Genomic DNA, 20,889 nt, shown 5'->3' with positions numbered 1-20,889 from the left:
ATGAGCAGACATAAAAAGAAAATGAACGTAAACATCGGGGAACTTGCTGTGACACTTGTTAAATCTAATCTTGCTGCGTATGCATTAACTGCTATTTTTATTATTTTTGCAACGCTTATGATTACATATACCAATCTTGGACCAAACTTTGAAAAGTGGATTATCCTTATTGGTACCATTGCTTCAGCTGCCTTAGTAGGCTATGATACTGCTAAGCAGGAAGGTAAACAAGGTTATAAATGGGGATTAATAGGTGGCATAAGTTATCTTGTTATCTTCGTTATCTTAGCTCTTGTAACAGGTGGTGTACAAGGAATGAATATAGGCTATCTCATTACTTTAATAATCTTAACGGTTGTAAGCAGTGTACTTGCAGGTATGTTCTCTGTAGCTAATGCGAAGTAAATTTTTAAATAGGGCTAATCCTTTAATTAGAAATAATTATTAGTTATGTTTTCAAATATCTCAAGATATGGTATAATAAGCAAGGTTTATAGCGAGGAGGGAAATGCAATGAAACACGTAAAAACACTTAACACTAAAAACTTAAAAAACAGTGCGGCTAAAGGTGGTTGTGGTGAATGTCAAACATCATGTCAATCAGCTTGTAAAACATCTTGTACTGTAGGTAACCAAGCTTGTGAAAAATAAGTTTGACCATCATTAAGCTTTCAACTTCGGTTGGAAGCTTAATTTATGCACGGCCCTTTAAACCTTAAGTAGTTAAATCTCCTATACATAGAAAGGAAAAAATTATGATCCATAAGTTTCAGTTCGAAGATAATAATATTTTAATGGATGTACATAGTGGTGCAATCCATATCATTGATGACATTGCTTACGAAATTGTAGAGGATGTTATTGCACTTCCAAAAGCAGAAGTACTTGCTAAATATGAAGGCAAATATGCTAAAGAGGAGTTAGAAGAAGCAGTAGAAGAACTTCTTACACTTAAAGCTGAAGGTATGCTTGATACAGAAGATACATACAAAGATTTAGTGCCAGCTTTCTTAAATAGAGAACCCGTTGTTAAAGCGCTTTGTCTCCATGTAGCACATGACTGTAATCTTAAATGTAAATATTGCTTTGCAGGTGAAGGTGAGTACCATGGTGATCGTGGTATGATGTCATTAGAGGTAGGGAAAGCAGCTATTGATTTCCTAGCAAAAAATTCAGCACATCGTAAAAATATTGAAGTAGACTTCTTTGGTGGAGAGCCTCTTATGAACTTTGAAGTTGTAAAAGGTGTAGTAGATTATGCAAGAAGTGTTGAAAAAGAAACAGGCAAAAACTTTAGATTTACAATGACAACAAATGGTGTTCTTTTAAATGATGAAATTATTGATTACTTAAATGAACATATGTATAACGTTGTACTAAGCTTAGATGGTCGTCCAGAAGTTAATGACCATATGCGTCCAACTGTAAATGGTAAAGGAAGCTATGATATCATCCTTCCTAAGTTCAAAAAACTTGTAGAAAAACGTGGTAACAAACAATATTACATTCGTGGTACATTTACACACCACAATACAGACTTTGCAAGCGATGTACTTCATATGGCAGACCAAGGCTTTGCAGAGGTATCAGCAGAACCAGTAGTTGCACCAAAGGAAATGGATTATGCGCTTCAAGCGGATGATATTAAAGTAATTTGCGAGGAATATGAACGTCTTGCAAAAGAAATGCTTAGACGTCATAAAGAAGAAAATGGATGCTTTAACTTCTTCCACTTTATGGTTGATTTAACAGGTGGTCCTTGTGTACACAAACGTCTTGCAGGATGTGGAGCAGGTTCAGAATACCTTGCAGCAACTCCAACAGGTGAACTTTATCCATGTCACCAATTCGTAGGTATGCCAGAATTTAAAATGGGTGACGTATGGAAAGGTGTAGAAAACATCGAACAACGTAAGAAATTCGAGAAGTGTAATGTATACAGCAAAGATGAGTGTACAAGCTGTTGGGCTAAATTCTTCTGTAGTGGTGGATGTGCTGCTAACTCTTACAACTTTAATGGAGATATTAACTCTGTTTATGAAAATGGTTGTGATATGCAAAGAAAACGCCTTGAGTGTGCAATTGGATTAAAAGCTGCATTAAGTGAATAATTCCTGTAAAGGGTTTGACTATAAATAGTAGAAATTATATAATCAACTTAATGAGTTTTAGAGCACTAAGGAGGAAAAAGGAATGAAAAAAGGCAATCAGAAACCCAAAAGTATTGTACTTTTTGTACTAATGTTAGTGGTTGCTGCAGGTCTTTCATATCTTGCTTACTTCGGAGTTGGGGAAAACAACTTATTTGGTATTGAAAATATCAGACTAGGACTTGACCTTCAAGGCGGGGTAAATATTGTTTATGAAGCAGCAATTGAGAATCCAACTGAAGAGGATATGGAGGCAGCTATTCAGATGATCCGTACGAGACTAGATAAAGAAGGTTATACGGAGGCTGATGCCGCTAAAGAAGGCACAAATCGTATTCGTGTAGATATTCCAGGTGTAGAGGATGCTCAAGCGGCAATTGACAGTATTGGTGCAGCAGCTATGCTTAAATTCTTCGACCAAGAAGGTAATGAAATTTTAACAGGTAAAAATGTAGAAAAAGCTACCCCAGTTGTAGTACCAAACAACTTAGGTGCACAAGAACCAGCTGTGTCTATTAAAATGGATGCAGAGGGCACTAAAATTTTCTCAGAGTTTACAAAGAATAATATAGGCAAACCTATTTTTATTAAATTAGATGACCAAGTTATTAGCCAAGCGAGCATTTCAGATCATATTTCAAATGGAGAAGGTATGATTTCAGGCAGCTTTACAACAGATGAGGCTAAACAATTAGCCGAACGTATTGAGGCAGGGTCACTTCCATTTGCACTTAATGCCATTTCGTCTAAAGGTGTAGGAGCTAAGCTTGGTATGGATGCATTAGATACAAGTATTAAAGCAGGTGTAATCGGTTTTATCTTTATCTTAATCTTTATGGTTGCTCTTTACAGATTTAGTGGTATGGCATCAGATATTGCACTTGTAATCTATGTAGCACTTCTTCTTATCGTATTAAGCTTAACAAGTGCAACACTTACATTACCAGGTATTGCAGGTATTATCTTGTCAATTGGTATGGCTGTTGATGCTAATGTTATTATCTTTACACGTATTAAAGAAGAACTTGCAGTAGGTAGAAGTGTACGTTCAGCGATTGATGCTGGATTTAATAAAGCGTTCAGTGCTATTTTAGATGGTAACGTAACAACACTCATTGCAGCAGGAGTACTTTATACACTGGGCAGTGGAGTTATCAAAAGCTTTGCAACAACACTTGCTATCGGTATTGTCGTATCTATGTTTACAGCACTTGTTGTAACAAGGATTTTACTCAAACTTTTAGTAGAAATGGGTATTGATAAGCCAGTGTTATATGGAGCAAAAAAACATACTGAAGAAGGGAGAGCATAAAAATGAAAAACTTACGCGTAATTGAAAATAGAAAAATCTTTTTCATTCTTTCTTCAGTTCTTATTTTAGTAGGATTGCTTGCAATGCCGTTTAACGCTATGCGTGGCAATGGTATGCTTAATTATGATATTGAGTTCAAAGGTGGTTCTGTTATGCAGATTGACCTTGGACAAGATGTGAATCCACAAACTGATATTTTACCAATTATTAATGAAGTCATTCCAGATGCTTCACCAAGGCTGCAAAAAGTAACAGGGACAACAGAGCTTGTTATTACAATGAAACCAACAACATCGGAACAAAGAACACAATTATATGAGGCACTAGCTGAAAAATATAATTTAACAGGTGAGAAAAAAGATATTCTTTCAACAGATTCTAACTTTGCACCAACAATCAGTGGAGAGTTTAAAATGAAAGCTATTCAGGCTGTATTACTTGGTGCAATCCTTATGTTAATTTATATTTCAATTCGTTTCAAAGACTTTAAATTTGGTGCAAGTGCTGTACTGGCACTTCTTCACAACGTACTTATTATGTTAGGTGTTTATGCATTATTTAGAATTCCACTTAACAATTCATTTATTGCAGCAATGCTTACAATCATTGGATATTCTATTAATGATACTATTATTATTTTCGATCGTATTCGTGAGAATAAAGGTAGAATGAAAGGAAGTGATGAAGAAGTTATTGATATAAGCGTAGGACAAACTGTAACACGTTCAATTAATACATCTATTACAACACTTGTAATGGTAGTGCTTCTTTACTTCTTAGGAGTATCTTCAGTAAAAGAATTTGCTTTCCCACTTGTAGTGGGGATTATCGCAGGTACTTACTCATCAATTTTCATTGCCAGTCCATTATGGTATGAAATGAGAAAGTTCCAAAGAAAACATAACAAAAACAAAGTAGGCAAAAAGGCTACTGCTAAATAAAGAGTTGATAAAAGGACTGACACGAAGAGAATTTGGTGGCAGTCCTTTTTGTCATAAAGGGGTTTTCTTTTTATAATCTCATGTTCATCCTCTATAAAGCTGGCAGCTATAACAGCATCAATACACTGACTATGAGCTTATGAATGTACTTGGTCAATCAGGGAACTAGAGGTGGAAGAGCTATAATTAAGGTAAAAAGCACCTACAAGGAATAGGTAGAGTGTATGATTTATTAAAATTATAGAAAAAAATAATAATAAAGTATTTACAATTTGGAATACATATTATATAATAAGCAAGTACACAAAGTTGTGTCATCTGGATCGTTAGCTTAGTTGGTAGAGCATCAGACTCTTAATCTGAGGGTCCTGGGTTCGAGTCCCAGACGGTTCATTAATTGATAATACCAGAAAAGCCCCTAGTATCAAAGGTTTTAGCCTTGTTTACTAGGGGTAAATTATTGCGATTTAGTTCACTTTTACTCACGTTTTTCACCAGGTTTCACAAAAGTAGGTGAGTGAAAAAGGGGCGAAAAATGAGTGAAAAATGAGGTGAAATCATTAAGTTAATTAAAAAAAGCATCTTGCTTACGAGCAGATGCTTTTTAATCCTTTAAGTGTTATTCAAGTTAAAGTTAAATTTAAAATTTACAAATCATAAATATCCGAGAATTCAATTCTACATTTATAAATCAATTGTTCTTCTTTTTCAATCCAATCTTTTTCATGTACAATCTGTTTTTCTTCTGCTTGAGTAATAGGAAGGCTTACAATAAAAGTAGAACCCTTTCCTTCTTCACTTTCTACGCAGATTGTTCCTTGTTGTAATTCTACTAAGCATTTTACCAGTGCTAATCCAATACCCGACCCTTCTTGCTTTCTTGAAAAAGAACTATCAACTTGGGCAAAGCGTTCAAAGATCATGGCGTGTTTTTCTTTTGGTATACCGATTCCAGTATCTTTTACTAGGATTATCAACCTATCATCTATTATATTTAAATTAAGTTCTATGGAATCACCTTTATTTGTATATTTCACTGCATTAGAAAGTAAATTGAGTATAATTCGTTCCATTTTTTCTGGGTCACAAGCCATAATGAGCTCTTCTACTTCAGTATCAAAAGTAATAGAAAGGTCTTTGTTTTTAACATATTCAATGACTGACATAGTAATATCTTCTATAAGCCTTACAATATCGCAATTGATTAATTTAGCTTCGTAGTAACCAGCCCCAATTTTAGATATATCGGTAATATTGTCAATGAGCCTTAGTAATCTAAATACATTTTGTTTCGCAATGTTTCTATATCTATCAATTTTTGTAATATCCATATCTATCTGGCCATTCTTAGCTATGTCTTTTAATTCTAGTTCTAACATTTGTATCATACTATACATAATATTGAGTGGTGTTTTTAACTCGTGGGACATATTCGCTAAGAATTCTGTCTTGAGTGTCTCTAGCTGTAAGGCCTCTTTATAAGCTGTTTTTTCAGCTTCTATTTCTTTTCTAATAAAGGACTCTTTTCTTAACTCTAATGCGTATTCTAGACTCTTGAAAATAATAGCTATATGTTGGCAGAGTTTATCAATGATACAGCATTCCATAAGAGGATATTGGAGTTTAGATGTATAGGTAGTAAAAATCGCGCCCATAAATTCACTATTATATTCAATAGGATTAATTCGTATATAGTTGCACTCTAGAGTTTTTAAATCTTTTTGTATACTACAGTGCACACGCTGTTCAAAATCTGCTAATGACCACTCTACATTTTCACGTAGTAACTCCAATAGTGTATCGCCATTAATATTTAGAGAATGTATCGGAGGAAATTCTTTGCCATCTTTTTGTAGCCTACAAATTTCTTCTACTTGATGGGTAATATTATTGAATTTTAATATAATAATACTATTTCCTTGAAAGAGGTTAGCGGCTCTTGCACTAAAGTCTAAGGACTTCACTAATTGACTGTAGAGCATTTGGTTATCTACGATGTAATCTGGATCACTATTTTCTATGACTTTAGTGATATCTATATTTTGTTTTAAAATACTATATTGACTAATGCCTATATAGCCTTGATAAAGTTGCTGATCATTAAATATTGGGATTTTTATGAGTTGATACTGTAAATTACCATCTTCATTTCTTATAATTCGTTCTTCATTAATCATAATATTTTTTCTAAGTACGCTTTGATCATCTTTGAATATATTTTTATCTAAGGTATCTTTATATACATTATTTGGATGCTGTTGTAAGAGTTCATTTGTAGTAGAGAACCTATGTGTGGAGCTAAGCTGATTAACCATTGTAAGTGTATTAGCATTACTGTATTTATAATTGTCATCTTCATCGGCTATCCACACAGCATAGGGCATATTTTCTATAATTAATTCTAATTCCTTAGTGTTATATTTAGTTTGTGTATCTTCCTGGATTACTAACCAAGAGCTTTCTTGACCACACCATTTATCTCTAAATAACTTACCTGATACTTGAATAGGGGGGAGTTGGTAACCACTTAATAGAATATCAATAGTTTGCCCTGTGAGTACTTCCTTTTCACTAATGATCATGTCAATTGGCCCAGATATTATTTTTTGGAGATGTTCATTATAGAGCTCGTCTTTACTATATTTTAATTGTTTTAATAGACTATAATTACAAAACTGAATTTTATAATCGTCATTAAAAATAACAATTCCTTCGCTTAAATAGTCTAGTAGTTTTTCGCTCATAATGAACCACACTCCTTGCAATTAATAGTTTCACTATTATCATACTACAATTTGTAAAAAATTAATATTTTTTTGTGAATTATATTTCTTTTTGTAAGTTGGTTGAGTAGATATAAAAGCTATTTGTTTGGGGGAGATTTTACAAAGATAAATAAATGTATGAATAGGCTTCATTAGACTAATTGTAAGCGTGAAGGTTATAAGATGGGGAGAAGGGAAGGGAGAATGCTACTTAAAATCGTGTACGTAGCGTGGTAAGAGTATTGATGAGGAATCTGTAGTTTGTATTCAATGTGGGAGACAAGTAGAAATGAGTATCTCTAGTAGCATAGCTATGAGGGAGTTTACTTTATAATCCTGTTGAAAGATTATAAAGTCATTCTATAATATAAACTATAAAACATAATAAGGCGATTAAGGAGATTAAAAATTATGAAGGATTTATTAGAAAATATCTATAGAGAAGCTAAAATAGCAGCTAAAGAGTTATGTGAAAAAGCCAAGCTTCAGCCAGGTCAAATTGTTATTATTGGCTGTTCTTCTAGTGAGGTAGGGGGGGAACATATTGGAACACACTCTAGTCCTCAAATTGCTCAAGCTGTTTTTAACGGACTTTATGAAGTCTTCTCTAAAGAACAAGTTTATCTTGCAGCTCAGTGCTACGAGCATCTTAATAGAGCAGTTATTGTAGAGCGTGAAGCTGTACCTTTTGCTGAGAGGGTGAATGTAGTACCTCAGCCAAAGGCAGGTGGTTCTTTTGCAACAACAGCTTACCATACGTTTAAAAATCCTATTGCTGTCGAGGAAATCTGTGCAGATGCAGGGTTAGATATTGGAGGGACTCTTATTGGAATGCACCTTAAGAAAGTTGCTGTACCTATTCGACTAAGTGTAGATCACATAGGAAATGCAATCTTATTAGCTGCACGTACTCGACCTAAATTTATTGGCGGTTCTCGTGCTTTGTATGATGAAAATATTCTTTAGAGGATTATAGAAAAAAGTATTTTGTAGCCATGGCAACCTCATAAAAATTGGATTTAGCGTATACTAAAGACATAAAAGAAGTAAGGAGGATGACAATGAGTGCTTTTTTAGGACCTATTCACTATTGGTTATATAATAAAATACAACATCAGCAGTCACTAGTAGATCAAGTAATCGCATTTGGGAAAGAAAAATATTCTCTTTCTTTAGAAGAAATATGTAACGAAAAATATGGATTAACTGAAAGAAGAAGCTTAGAAGAAGTAATTGATGAAAGTAATATTCATGGATGGCTACAGATACAGGTTTCAAGAGTTGAATATAAATTAGCTTATTGCATCACTGAGTTATTAAAACAAGAAGGGATGCAATTAGAAGAGCTTAAAGATATTTTCTATAAACAAGGTGTAGAAAAAAGAAAGACATTAGAAAAAGGCTTAAATGCGATGCAGTTATTTAAGGTGATTCAAGATACATTATTAAATGGTATGCCATGTGATCATGCAGAAGTAGTAGTAGAGCAAGATGATAACCAAATTGTATGGCAAAGAAGGGTATGTGTACATGAGCAATACTGGGATGAAGCAGGCGGGAATGTAAGGAACTATTATGCCTTAATAGAAGCATGGCTTAAGGGCTTTGTTGAAGAGGGGCAAGAAAGCTTTATAAAAGAAGATGAAATAACTTATAAGATAAAGGCTTAGAGGAAACTCTAAGTCTTTTTTTGTATAAATAAATTATTTTCTAAAAAATATGCTAATATAAAAGTATAAGAAGGGAGAGAGAAATGATGCAGAAAAAAAGTAAACTAATAGGCTCGGCTATTTTAACTATAGTAGGGGTCTGGGGGATGATTATTACATTGCTATCAGATGTACTTATTAAATGGATAGTACAATGGCAACTTGCAAGGACTGTGGGAGGAAATTACTTCTTATTGCTCTATTTGCAGTATGTACAGGCATAGGCATTATGTTTCTAGTTAGGTGCGGAAGAAAATAAAGGAAAGTAAAAAAGCCCCATAAGCAGATGCTTATGGGGCTTAGTGCTATATATTCAAAATAAAGGGGAGATGAATAAGCTAATGAGTATTAGCTTTTGGATGATTTAATGATAGCACTCAATTCTAGCCTTAGCAAGGGCTCTCGATGAAAGTTTAAAATAGTTCACAAATCGTACATTAAGTTTATGATTTAGTCAAATTTATAATATAAATGAAATATTAGACATGCAAAAAGACAGGTACTATGTACCTGCCTTTTATAGAAGCTCTTAGCGATTAAGTCTTTTGTTAATGTCTGTTTGACGATCAGTTGAATCTTTTAGGAAGCCCTTCATTAAAGTTTCAAAGTCTGCTGGTGGCGCTTCTTTTTTAGGCGCTCTTTGTGGTGCTGGCTTTGCATTTTTCATTGAAAGAGAGATCTTACCTGTCTCTGGGTCAATAGATAAAATCTTTACTTTCACAGTGTCTCCCACTTTAACTGCGTCAGCAATATTTTCTAGAAAGCCATGAGTGATATGTGAAATGTGCACGAGTCCTTGAGTTTTCTCGTCTAATGAAACGAATGCTCCAAACGCTTTAACACCTGTTACTGTACCTTCAATAATTTGTCCTACTTGAAATTTTTCAGTCATGATAACACTCCTAATATAGTAAATAACGTATAAATTATATCATAAGAATAAAACCATTGTATAGATATAAAAATAAATAAAGACGGAGAAAAAATATGTTATAATAACCTTATGAATGAGAGAGGGTGAACAATGATTGCTACCAAGTAAATATAAATGGCATAGCCAGATAGATAGTACAGAAGGAAATATTATAGAGAAAATTTTATATAGACGCGGGATAAAAGATCATGAAGAAATAGAGCGTTTTTTAACACCTTCCAAGGAGCAGTTACATTCGCCTTATTTATTAAATGATATGGATAAAGCTGTAAAACGTATACAGCAAGCAAAGGCTTTCGAGGAACATATTGTAATCTATGGAGACTATGATGTAGATGGTGTAACAAGTACTTCTATTTTATATATGTTTCTAAAGGAACAAGGTTATAAAGTATCTTATTATATTCCAAACCGTACGGAAGAAGGCTATGGTCTTAATAAAGGTGCCATAGAACTGATTAAGGAATATAGTTCTTTAATGATTACAGTAGATACGGGGATTGCAGCTAATGAAGAAGTGGATTTTGGAAATACAATAGGTATGGACATTATTATTACAGACCATCATGAATGTCAGGAGAGCCTACCTAAGGCATTTTGCGTCATCAATCCTAAAAGGCCTGATACTACATATCCTTTCGATAGTTTAGCTGGTGTAGGTGTAACTTTTAAACTTATACATGCTTTAGCTATAGCTCAAAATGCAGTAGAGAAGATATGGAAGTATCTAGATATTGTGGCACTTGGGACTATTGCTGATGTGGTACCGCTTAGAGATGAGAATCGTATTATCACTTATTTTGGGTTTGAAAGAATGAAAGATACCGTGCATCCAGGGCTTAGAGCCTTATTAAATACGGTACGAAATGGTGAACTTAAAATTACATCTAACTTAATTGGTTATCAGCTTGGGCCACGTATTAATGCAGCAGGACGTATTAGTGATGCTAAGATAGGAGTTGAGCTTCTTACAACGAAAGATGAAAAAGTAGCTAAGACTATTGCAGAAGCCTTAGAGAATGAAAACCGCAAGCGTCAAGATATGGAAATGGCTATTTTAAAGGAAGCGGAAGCTTATATTGAGCAGTATGTAGATGTGAAAAATGAAGATATTATTATTGTAGCTGGTAAAGAGTGGCACCATGGTGTTATTGGGATTGTAGCTTCACGTATTTTAAGTAAGTATTATAAGCCTACGATTATTTTAACTTTAGAAGATGGTATTTACTCTGGTTCTGCACGAAGTGTAGAAGGGTTTAATATTTTTGAGGCTTTAAATCATGTGAAGGAGCATATGATAAGATTTGGTGGTCATGAAATGGCAGCAGGGCTTTCATTAGAGGAAGCAGAACTTGAACCTTTTAGAAAAGAACTTAATGCCTATGGTAAGGAACTTTTAAATGAAGAGCTCCTTACCCCCTCCTTAGATATTGATTTAGAGCTTCCAGCTGACAGTATTTCGCTTAAGGTATGCGATGAGCTAGATAAAATGGAACCTTTTGGGGTATGTAATCCAACGCCTACTTTCGCAGTAAGAGGTTTTATACAATATGCTCAGAAAATTGGTGGGGATAAGCATTTAAAAGTTGCACTTCAAAAAAATCATACTGTATTACATTGTATAGGATTTGATAAAGGCTATTTGGCTGATTGCCTCACAGAAGGCGAAGAGGTTATTGTAGCATGTGAAGTCACTAAGAATGTATGGAATAATAAAACATCTGTACAGCTGCGTATTAAGGATATTATTTCAAGTGAAGAAAGTATATTAAAGAGTAAGTATTATTTATCTCTTTATAAAGCATGTAAAGTACCACAGATACCTTCAGAGTTACAACTTATTAAGGAAAAAGAGCCTGTTATACCACCTATTGGAGTTTATACAGAGCATAGTTTTAAAGAAGCGATTAAACACTATAGTAAGTATAAAAAAAATATTACTATCTTAGGAAAAGTGTGTTATAATGATTGTTGGTCTTTAGAAGAGGAACCGATGATTTGTGTAATGCCAAACAAGAAAGCCAGGAAGGATATGCTTTGTTACGAATGGGATTTTACAACTCTAGGGCCATATAGGTGTCTAAGTACTTCATTAGAACAGCACAAATTACAAATATCTAAGATGGTACCAAGTTATACTGATTGTAAAATTGTCTATAAGTATTTAAAGCATAATCTAGGAGACATTTACTTACACAAATTAGTACAAATGTTTACAAGTTATGAAATGACGGAGTATAAATTACTACAAATACTAGATGTTTTTACAGAACTAGAGCTATTAAGTTATGAGCTCATAGAAGAAAGAGTTGTATATAGATTATTAACAGGTAATAAAACCAAACTAGAGCATTCTAAGCGGTACATGAGTTTGCAAGAATTTGCACAAAGTATGAAAAAGAAGTAATCAGGAGGATGCATATGGATTTAAATACATTAATTAGAGATGTAGAGAATTTCCCAAAGGAAGGTATCTTATTTAAAGATATCACTCCATTATTACAAGATGCTAAAGGTTTACAAGAATCTATAGATAAAATGGCAGAATCAGTACAAGATGTTGATTTTGACATTGTAATTGGACCTGAGTCAAGAGGATTCATTTTTGGTGTTCCTTTAGCCTATAAACTTCAAAAAGGCTTCGTTCCTGTTAGAAAACCAGGTAAATTACCTTATGAAACAATTGGCCAAAGCTACGATTTAGAATATGGTAGCAACACAATTGAAATGCACATTGATGCAATCAAACCAGGCCAAAAAGTAATCATTGCAGATGACCTTCTTGCAACAGGCGGTACAACAAAAGCTATCGTTGACCTTGTAGAAAAACTTGGTGGTGAAGTTGTAAAGATTGTTTATCTTATTGAACTCGAAGGCTTAAACGGTAGAGAACTCCTCAAAGGACAAAATATCGTTTCCTTACTTAAATACTAATTATGATTTAACATGAAAAAGACACGTAGTCCATCCACTACGTGTCTTTTTTAGTAGCTTAACCAAAAAAGTTATATAGCATATATATACTAGTAAATTAATCATATAGCATAGATTCAGTACTGTTTATAATCAGGCTCAGTGATGTAATGGGGGCTTCACACGGTAGAAATCTTCTGGAAATATTTTCTTTAGGATTTTGAGTAGGTAGGGAGGCTTGGAGTCTATATCTGGAACTTTTTCTAAATCTCCACGAAATTGGAAGCAGGATGCATTTCGTGCTATGTTTAAGGCATAGACAAGTTTGGTAGGTTATGGAACGGAGAAAGAGTATCCGGTCTTAAAAAGTGGAAGTGTTAGGTGAAAAAATGAGCTGCACACTCTCTACTTTCCCCCCTACACCCCATATTTCAACAGTTTCTACAATAATGGCATTGAATTTTTATTCTAACATGACTATAATAATATAATAAATATATGCAAGTGACGAAAAAGGGGGTAGACTCGATGCCTGATGAAATTTATGAAAAGCTCATTAACCGAATACGTTCATACCATCCGTCGGATGATGTCAGCATGGTTGAAAAGGCTTATAAGCTTGCAAAAGAAGCCCATGAAGGCCAGCTTAGAAAGTCAGGAGAACCATATATTATCCACCCTCTCCAAGTGGCATATATATTAGCAGACTTAGAGCTAGACATTGAATCCATTACAGCAGGAATTCTGCATGATGTTGTAGAAGATACGGATTATACTTTAGAAGATATTGAGAAACTTTTTAATAAGGAAGTCGCTCTTTTAGTAGATGGCGTAACTAAACTGGGCGTTATAAAATATGCATCAGCTAATAAAGAACTTCAAAAAGAAGAAATACAAGCAGAGAATTACCGTAAGATGTTTCTTGCTATGGCGCAAGATATCCGTGTAGTCCTTATTAAGCTTGCCGACAGACTTCATAACATGCAGACACTTAAGTTTATGCCACCGCATAAGCAGAAGAGAATAGCAGAAGAAACACTTACAATTTATGCGCCCATTGCACATAGACTTGGTATTTGCAAAATTAAAGCAGACCTTGAAGACTTATCCCTCCGTTATATTGAGCCGGAGGTCTATTATGATTTAGCTCAAAAAATTGCTAAGAAGCGTAGTGAGCGTATGGCTTACATTGAGCAGATTGTAGAGCAGATCAAGACCAAGTTAGAAGAAGCGGGCATTGAATGTACAGTTGAAGGGCGTCCTAAACATTTCTTCAGTATTTATAAAAAGATTGTTAATAAAAATAAAACACTCGATCAAATATATGATTTATTTGCGGTAAGAGCAATTGTGCATAATGTTAAAGATTGCTATGGCGTTCTAGGTATTATTCACGAGCTTTATACGCCAATTCCAGGGCGTTTTAAAGATTATATTGCCATGCCTAAATCTAATATGTATCAGTCTCTTCATACGACACTTATGGGCAGTGAAGGTACGCCTTTTGAAATTCAAATTCGTACGGAAGAGATGCATAGAACGGCAGAATATGGTATTGCAGCACACTGGAAATATAAAGATGGTAATCATACAGAAGCTGTTGGTAGCGCTAAAGCTGAGGAAAAGCTTGCTTGGCTTAAGCAGATTCTTGAGTGGCAAAGGGATATGGATGATAATACAGAGTTCATGAATGCCCTTAAGCTAGACCTTGATATATATACAGATCAGGTATATGTATTCACACCAAAAGGTGAGCTGTTAACCTTACCAAAAGGTTCCACACCAATTGATTATGCATACTATATCCATAGTGATATTGGTAATAAGATGGTGGGGGCTAAGGTTAATAGCAAAATTGTCAAAGTTGACTATATTATTAAAAATGGTGATAGAGTAGAGATTTTAACTTCTCAAAATTCTAGAGGCCCTAGCCGTGACTGGCTTAACATTGTTAAGAGCACACAAGCTAGAAATAAGATTAACCAATGGTTTAGAAAGCAGTTTAAACAAGAAGATATTATAAGAGGTAAAGAACTTCTTGAAACATGTGCAAGACAAAGAGGTTATAGCTTATCAGCACTTTCTGACACGCAGTGTATAGAGAATGTTTACAAACGCTATGGACTAAAAAATTGGGATGCTGTATGTGCGTCTATAGGATATGGTAGCATTAAAGAAAAGCAGATTATACAGCGTCTTATTGATGAAAATATCAAGCTTAAGAAAATGCCAATTACACCACAGCAGATTTTAGATGCACATAGTGATAAAGACGGCTTTGTAGAAGAGAAGCAGCCTAAGAAGAGTAAGAGTGGTATTGTCGTAAGAGGAGTAGGCGATGTAGCTGTTAGATTCTCTAAATGCTGTAGACCACTTCCTGGTGATGATATTGTTGGTTATATTACAAGAGGACGAGGAGTATCCATTCACCGTCAGGATTGTACAAATATTGTGCATATGTGTGAAGAAGAGAAAGAGCGTCTTATCGAAGCACAGTGGTTTAATGAAGAAGAGAGCCACCGTACGTATATTACTGAAATTCAAATTACAGGTAGTGACCGTCTGGGTATTATTGTAGATATTTCAAAAATCCTAACGGATATGAAAGTACCTGTTAAATCACTCAACGCAAGAACAACTAAAAATCATGAAGCAATCTTCAATATTCGTATTGAAATTACGCATACGTATCAGCTTGATGAGCTTACACGTAAAGTTATGCAGATACCAGATGTTGTAGAGATTGAACGTGTTTCATCGTAAGGAGATAATATGAGAGCAGTTGTGCAACGTGTATTAGAAGCTTCCGTTACAATAGAAGGTGAAGTTGTAGGACAAATCAATAAAGGCCTTATGGTACTTGTTGGGATTAAGGCAGATGATACAGAAGTAGATATGGATTATATCCTCAATAAAATAAGCGGTTTACGTATTTTTGAAGATGAACAAGGCAAGATGAATTTGTCTGTTCAAGATGTAGAAGGTAAGCTTCTTATCGTACCTAACTTTACGCTTTATGGCAATGCTATTAAAGGGATGAGACCAAGCTTTACAGCTTCAGGTAGTGTGGAGGAAGCTAGAAAAAAATATGAGTGCTTTATGAGTAAGCTTGAGGAAAAAGGTGTGCCTTTTGAGGCAGGGCAGTTCCAAGCAGATATGAAAGTGGCACTTATTAATGATGGTCCTGTTACCATCTTATTAGATAGTAGTAAAACATTTTAGAAAGAAGAAGGATAGCGCCATAAAAGCTGCTATCCTCTTTTTTAAAGTATGAGTAGATAAAGGGGTGAAATTATGATTATTCGTCGTAGAAATACATGGAGTGATAAAGGGGTATCTTTTGTATGTATTATGACATCGGTATTGCTTATGAGTAATAATATTAAGATGTATCAAGTATTAGGGCATATGAATAGTGTGGATTTAATTTGTAGTATAGGGGGGATACTTTTTGGAGCGCTTTTCCTTTATACTTCAAGAATGAAGTACTTAGAATTGGAACATAACTACATAAGTTGGTATACTTGGTTTTTTGTAAAACATACGTTAAAACGGGAAGAAATTAAAGATATTAAGATGAAAACGTATTATATCATTGTGGTGAAACAAAATAATAAAGAAGTATGGATTCCTACAAGATGTGTGAAATTAAACGACTTAGAAGAAGGTAAGAAAGTTCTTAGAACTTATGCCATATCAGATTTAGAAGAGGTGGAAAAATGAAAATAGAACGTGTAACAGTAGGTATGCTTCAGGAGCAGACATACTTTGCTATTGATGAAAAAACAAAACAAGCTTTTATTATAGATCCAGGTGCAGATGAGTATGCACTCATTCATAAAATTGATACAGATGGACTTAAAGTAGAGAAGATTCTTCTTACACATGGTCATTTTGATCATATAGGAGCAGCTGCAGCTATTAAAGCGCACACAAACTGTGAAATTGTTATTCATGAAGAAGGTAAGCGTTACTTAGAAGATCCTCGCTATAACTTGTCTACAGCATTTGGTGATGGAGCTATGACTCTTCAAGCTGACCAATATGTGAAAGATGGTGATGTCGTACAAGTAGAAGGTACTGACCTTAAGTTTGAAGTTATTCATGCTCCAGGGCATACATTAGATGGTGTAGCTTACTACAATGATGCACATAAAGCAGCCTTTGTAGGGGATATTATTTTCAAAGGTTCTATTGGTCGTACTGATTTTATAGGTGGGGATATGGCTACACTTATAAGAAGTATTAGGGCAGGAATTTTCACACTTGAAAGAGAAGTGACACTTTATCCAGGACATGGAGACCCAACGACAGTAGGCTTTGAAGTACTCAATAACCCATACTTTAATATGTTTGAATAGATAGGAAAGTTAAAATGATAAATTTAAAATGTATAAATCATGATACAGAATATGAGATTAATAATATTATCCATCTCTTTGAGCCTTATATAGAAGGTGACTATGAGCTTGAAAGCGTTTATGAAAAAAATCTTGCCACAGCCAAGCTCATTAAAGAAGACAATGTGATTTTTGAAAAACAAAGCCCTATAGATGAGGCCGATACAGAGCTTAAAGCTAAGAAAAATATGAAACTTATGCTTAAAGAGACGGTTTATGAAGTCCTTTACCAACTTACAGGCAAAGCTATGCCGTGGGGGATGCTGACAGGAATTAGACCGACTAAGATTGTCCATGATTATCAAAAACAGGGTATAAATGAAGCTACTCTTAGAGAGAAGTTTGATAAAGTCTATCATATTTCACAGGATAAAGTAGACCTGATGATAGAGGTAGCTAAGGCAGAAGAAGAGATTTTAAGTAAGAACAAGCAAGATGAAATCAGTATTTATATTGGGATTCCATTCTGCCCAACACGATGCGTATACTGTTCCTTTACAGCTTATTCTTTAGAAGCTAAGAAAAATCATGTAGAAACTTATTTAGATGCCCTTTGCAAAGAAATTAGCTTTATTGCAGAGGCTCAAAAAGGTAAACCAATTCGTAGCCTTTACATTGGTGGGGGGACACCTACAAGCTTAAATGAAGCGCAGCTTGAAAGACTCCTTAATCATATTCAAAATGTATTTGAACTTGAACAGATTGAAGAATATACAATTGAAGCGGGTAGACCAGATACTATTACAAGAGAAAAACTTGAGATTATGAAACGTATGAATGTAGGACGTATTTCAATTAATCCTCAAAGTATGAATCAAAAAACATTAGATGCTATTGGGCGTCACCATACTATAGAAGAAATTAAAGAAGTCTTTAAAATAGCTAGAGAGTTAGGGCATGACAATATTAATATGGATATTATTTTAGGTCTCCCAGGTGAAGAGGTAGAAGATGTAGCCCATACATTAGAAGAGCTTAAAAAATTAAATCCAGAGAATATTACAGTGCATACAATGGCTATTAAGCGTGCGTCTCGATTAAAGGAAGAGCTTAGAAAGTCTGATGAAATGGCTTACCAACTTGCACAAGCTAAGAAAATTGAAGCCATGCTAGACTTAAGTCAACAAGCATGCAGAAGCATGGGTCTTAATCCTTATTATATGTACAGACAAAAAAATATGTTAGGTAATTTTGAGAATGTAGGCTATGCTAAGCCAGGTTATGAATGTATTTACAATGTAGAAATCATGGAAGAAAGTGAAAGCATTATTGCTGCAGGGGCAGGTGCAATCACAAAGATGGTTTACCAAAATGGTGAGCGCATTGACCGTATTGCTAATGTAAAAAGTTTAGAAGACTATATTACACGCATTGATGAAATGATAGAACGCAAACGCGAAGGATTTATGAAATATAGATAATAAAAATAAAAAAGTTGGAAATAAAAAGGGGGAGTACTGGCAATAGGCTGTCAGTGCTACCCCTTATTTATCATTAAATTGTTTTATGGAAGCAACAGAATGGTTCATTTTTTCTTGGGAACATTACATCTCCAATATACTCGAAGCCAGCTTTTTTAAATAAAGCCTGTGCACGGTGATTTTGGTAGAAAGTATCAATACGAAGGTCGTGGATACCTTCTTTTAATGCAAGTTCTTCTGCAAAGTTAATCATTTGAGAAGCATACCCACGTCCACCACATTCAGGATGAATGGCAAGGCGATGGATTACATAAGCATCATCTGGACTATGCCAGTCTAAGTTTTTATATTCAGGAGCTTGCTTTTGATCGATGCAAGCAAAGCCACAAATCATATTATTTTCTTCAATTACATATAAAGTCCCGTTCTCTATATCTTGCTCGAAATGCACAGCAGTAGGATATGCATGATCCCACTGAAAGATATTGTACTTAGCCATATCTGTAATAACAAGGTCTTTTATCATTAATAAACTTTCAAGGTCAGTTAACATAGCACGTCGAATCATAAAATCCCTCTTTCTGTAAAAAATTAATGTTTTTGTAAAGTACGAGCGATAGAGGTATTATAGCATAGGTTAATTAAATTGCAATAGACTTGAATTTATTCCAAAATGCATCCTTGACAAAATACAAAAGCAGCTATAAAATAACAAATAATTGATAAAATAAAGCGAAGATGAGAAGGAGTACGATCTATCCCCGCAGAGAGAAGGCCTTGGCTGAAAGCCTTCACTAGATCTGAAGACATCTCGGAGTGTGTATCTGAACCCTAAGTAGGATACAACGGGTGGCTACGTTATAGGCTCTTAAGGTGCAAAGTTTAGGTTTTAAACTTTGAATCAGGGTGGCAACGCGACATATCGTCCCTGGCATTATGCTAGGGGCGTTTTTTATTGCTAATCGTATAGACAATTCACATACTTGTGTGTAATATTTGAGTAATTGTGTATAATTTAAAGAAATAAAATAAAAAATGTGTACAATTTTAGAAAAGGAGATGCTTATGGAGATTCGTGCATTAAAAGGTACCAAAGATATCTTTGGTGAAGAAATGAGAAAATGGCTCGATATGGAAGAGACCATTAGAAACTTATGTAATGACTTTGGATTTAGCCAAATTCGTACACCAATCTTTGAGTTTACAAATTTATTTCAAAGAGGTGTAGGAGAGACTACAGATATTGTTCAAAAAGAAATGTACTCTTTTGTGGATAAAGGGGATAATGCTATTACCCTTAAACCAGAAAGTACAGCGCCAGTAGTACGTAGTTACCTTGAACACAATATGGGAGCAGACGTACAGCCTATTAAGCTTTACTATATGTCTCCAACCTTCAGATATGAAAGACCACAAGCAGGGAGACAAAGACAGTTCCACCAATTTGGTGTAGAAATGTTTGGTACAGATTCACCTACAGCAGATGCTGAAATTATCAGTATTGGCTATGAACTTTTAAGACGTATCGGCCTAAATAAAGTAGAACTTCATATTAACTCATTAGGGGATACAGAGTGTCGTAAAAAATATAATGAAACACTTAAGGCTTTTCTTGAAAGTAAAAAAGAGGGTCTTTGCCCACTTTGTAATGAACGTCGTGAGAAAAATCCACTTCGTGTACTTGACTGTAAAAATGAAGCATGCCAAGAAATGTTCAAAGATGCGCCAACTGTACTTGATACATTAGGGGATGAGTGTAAAGCTCACTTTGAAAAAGTACAAGAACTTTTAACAGCTATGGAAATTCCATTTGTAGTAGATCCTAAGATTGTACGTGGACTTGACTACTATACAAAAACAGTATTCGAATTTGTATCGAATGAAATTGGTGCACAAGGTACTGTATGTGGTGGTGGTAGATATAACCGCTTAGTAGAAGAAATTGGTGGCAAACCAACTCCAGCTGTTGGGTTTGGTGCAGGTATGGAACGTCTTATTCTTGCGAAGGAAGCAGAAAATGGTAATACACTTCCACCAGCAACAAGAGATTTATTTTTAGGTTACAGAGGTGAAGGTGCTACTGTATGGGCTTACAAACTTGTAAATGAATTAAGAAAAGAAGGCGTTAGTGCAGAAAGTGATCACCTTCAAAGAAGTGTTAAAGCACAAATGAAATATGCTAATAAAATTGGGGCCAAATACTCAGCAATTATTGGTGAGAGTGAGCTCGAAAACAAAGTGATTAATCTTAAAAACATGCAGACAGGTGAAGAAAAAGAAGTAGCTTTTGACGCGCTTGTAACTGTTATGAAACAAGAATTAAATAAATAATCTACAGGAGGGA

The 20,889-nt window shown here is 34.7% G+C and carries 19 protein-coding genes, 1 tRNA gene and 1 other annotated feature; of the genes, 17 read left to right on the top strand and 3 right to left on the bottom strand.

Features of this window, described 5'->3' with window-relative positions; translation table 11 throughout:
• From ACLTBU_RS07040 to ACLTBU_RS07015, 6 genes are all read left to right on the top strand, one after another.
• The gene (locus ACLTBU_RS07040) at positions 1-405 is read left to right on the top strand and encodes a TIGR04086 family membrane protein (RefSeq protein ID WP_177668862.1); all 405 of its coding nucleotides are present in this window, start codon (positions 1-3) and stop codon (positions 403-405) included.
• Positions 406-513: 108 nt separating this feature from the next.
• Complete coding sequence (scfA, locus tag ACLTBU_RS07035; RefSeq protein ID WP_053986115.1) at positions 514-651, top strand: six-cysteine ranthipeptide SCIFF; 138 nt, start codon at positions 514-516, stop codon at positions 649-651.
• Positions 652-755: 104 nt separating this feature from the next.
• Positions 756-2,111 (top strand): thioether cross-link-forming SCIFF peptide maturase, encoded by a 1,356-nt coding sequence (scfB, locus tag ACLTBU_RS07030; protein ID WP_177668860.1) that lies wholly within the window; start codon positions 756-758, stop codon positions 2,109-2,111.
• A gap of 82 nt (positions 2,112-2,193) precedes the next feature.
• Positions 2,194-3,462 (top strand): protein translocase subunit SecD, encoded by a 1,269-nt coding sequence (gene secD / locus ACLTBU_RS07025; protein WP_412218364.1) that lies wholly within the window; start codon positions 2,194-2,196, stop codon positions 3,460-3,462.
• 2 nt (positions 3,463-3,464) lie between these two features.
• Positions 3,465-4,403, top strand: coding sequence for a protein translocase subunit SecF (secF, locus tag ACLTBU_RS07020; RefSeq protein ID WP_412218363.1), 939 nt, complete (start codon positions 3,465-3,467; stop codon positions 4,401-4,403).
• Between the two features lie 320 nt (positions 4,404-4,723).
• A tRNA-Lys gene (locus tag ACLTBU_RS07015) sits at positions 4,724-4,796 on the top strand.
• 254 nt (positions 4,797-5,050) lie between these two features.
• Here the strand turns inward: ACLTBU_RS07015 and ACLTBU_RS07010 are convergent.
• The gene (locus tag ACLTBU_RS07010; RefSeq protein WP_412218361.1) at positions 5,051-7,147 is read right to left on the bottom strand and encodes an ATP-binding protein; all 2,097 of its coding nucleotides are present in this window, start codon (positions 7,145-7,147) and stop codon (positions 5,051-5,053) included.
• Between the two features lie 432 nt (positions 7,148-7,579).
• On the opposite strand from ACLTBU_RS07010, the gene ACLTBU_RS07005 reads away from it, so the two are divergent.
• The 3 genes from ACLTBU_RS07005 (at position 7,580) to ACLTBU_RS06995 (ending at position 9,101) form a co-directional block, all read left to right on the top strand.
• Entirely contained in the window at positions 7,580-8,134 is a 555-nt protein-coding gene (locus ACLTBU_RS07005; RefSeq protein WP_412218359.1) for a TIGR01440 family protein, read from the top strand.
• Between the two features lie 95 nt (positions 8,135-8,229).
• A complete protein-coding gene (locus ACLTBU_RS07000) occupies positions 8,230-8,838 on the top strand; it encodes a hypothetical protein (protein WP_412218357.1) in 609 nt (202 codons plus the stop codon).
• Between the two features lie 83 nt (positions 8,839-8,921).
• Positions 8,922-9,101 carry a hypothetical protein gene (locus tag ACLTBU_RS06995; RefSeq protein ID WP_412218355.1) on the top strand — a complete coding sequence of 60 codons (180 nt, stop codon included), beginning with the start codon at positions 8,922-8,924 and terminating at the stop codon, positions 9,099-9,101.
• A gap of 305 nt (positions 9,102-9,406) precedes the next feature.
• Here the strand turns inward: ACLTBU_RS06995 and ACLTBU_RS06990 are convergent, their stop codons facing one another.
• Entirely contained in the window at positions 9,407-9,769 is a 363-nt protein-coding gene (locus ACLTBU_RS06990) for a CvfD/Ygs/GSP13 family RNA-binding post-transcriptional regulator (protein WP_177668849.1), read from the bottom strand.
• A 136-nt stretch (positions 9,770-9,905) separates the two neighbouring features.
• Between ACLTBU_RS06990 and recJ the strand changes: the two genes are divergently transcribed.
• The 7 genes from recJ (at position 9,906) to hemZ (ending at position 18,545) form a co-directional block, all read left to right on the top strand.
• Positions 9,906-12,218 carry a single-stranded-DNA-specific exonuclease RecJ gene (recJ, locus tag ACLTBU_RS06985; protein ID WP_412218354.1) on the top strand — a complete coding sequence of 771 codons (2,313 nt, stop codon included), beginning with the start codon at positions 9,906-9,908 and terminating at the stop codon, positions 12,216-12,218.
• 14 nt (positions 12,219-12,232) lie between these two features.
• A complete protein-coding gene (locus ACLTBU_RS06980; RefSeq protein ID WP_177668845.1) occupies positions 12,233-12,745 on the top strand; it encodes an adenine phosphoribosyltransferase in 513 nt (170 codons plus the stop codon).
• 507 nt (positions 12,746-13,252) lie between these two features.
• Positions 13,253-15,487, top strand: coding sequence for a RelA/SpoT family protein (locus ACLTBU_RS06975; protein WP_412218352.1), 2,235 nt, complete (start codon positions 13,253-13,255; stop codon positions 15,485-15,487).
• Between the two features lie 9 nt (positions 15,488-15,496).
• Positions 15,497-15,946 carry a D-aminoacyl-tRNA deacylase gene (dtd, locus tag ACLTBU_RS06970; protein ID WP_177668842.1) on the top strand — a complete coding sequence of 150 codons (450 nt, stop codon included), beginning with the start codon at positions 15,497-15,499 and terminating at the stop codon, positions 15,944-15,946.
• A gap of 72 nt (positions 15,947-16,018) precedes the next feature.
• Entirely contained in the window at positions 16,019-16,447 is a 429-nt protein-coding gene (locus ACLTBU_RS06965) for a hypothetical protein (protein WP_412218350.1), read from the top strand.
• The gene (locus ACLTBU_RS06960; protein WP_320649965.1) at positions 16,444-17,085 is read left to right on the top strand and encodes an MBL fold metallo-hydrolase; all 642 of its coding nucleotides are present in this window, start codon (positions 16,444-16,446) and stop codon (positions 17,083-17,085) included. The genes ACLTBU_RS06965 and ACLTBU_RS06960 overlap by 4 nt, the downstream gene beginning before the upstream one ends.
• A gap of 14 nt (positions 17,086-17,099) precedes the next feature.
• Positions 17,100-18,545, top strand: coding sequence for a coproporphyrinogen dehydrogenase HemZ (gene hemZ / locus ACLTBU_RS06955; RefSeq protein ID WP_412218348.1), 1,446 nt, complete (start codon positions 17,100-17,102; stop codon positions 18,543-18,545).
• A gap of 73 nt (positions 18,546-18,618) precedes the next feature.
• Here the strand turns inward: hemZ and ACLTBU_RS06950 are convergent, their stop codons facing one another.
• On the bottom strand, positions 18,619-19,113 hold the full coding sequence (locus ACLTBU_RS06950; protein ID WP_177668835.1) for a GNAT family N-acetyltransferase: 495 nt from the start codon (positions 19,111-19,113) through the stop codon (positions 18,619-18,621).
• Positions 19,114-19,271: 158 nt separating this feature from the next.
• Positions 19,272-19,478 (top strand) — a binding site (T-box leader).
• Between the two features lie 132 nt (positions 19,479-19,610).
• Between ACLTBU_RS06950 and hisS the strand changes: the two genes are divergently transcribed.
• The gene (gene hisS / locus ACLTBU_RS06945) at positions 19,611-20,876 is read left to right on the top strand and encodes a histidine--tRNA ligase (protein WP_177668833.1); all 1,266 of its coding nucleotides are present in this window, start codon (positions 19,611-19,613) and stop codon (positions 20,874-20,876) included.
• Positions 20,877-20,889: the final 13 nt, after the last annotated feature.

Source organism: Zhenhengia sp. (assembly GCF_046966505.1).
Taxonomy (GTDB): Bacteria; Bacillota; Clostridia; order Lachnospirales; family Cellulosilyticaceae; genus Zhenhengia; species Zhenhengia yiwuensis.
The sequence above is the reverse complement of the archived record's forward strand: the minus strand, read 5'-3'. Positions and strand labels throughout refer to the sequence as shown.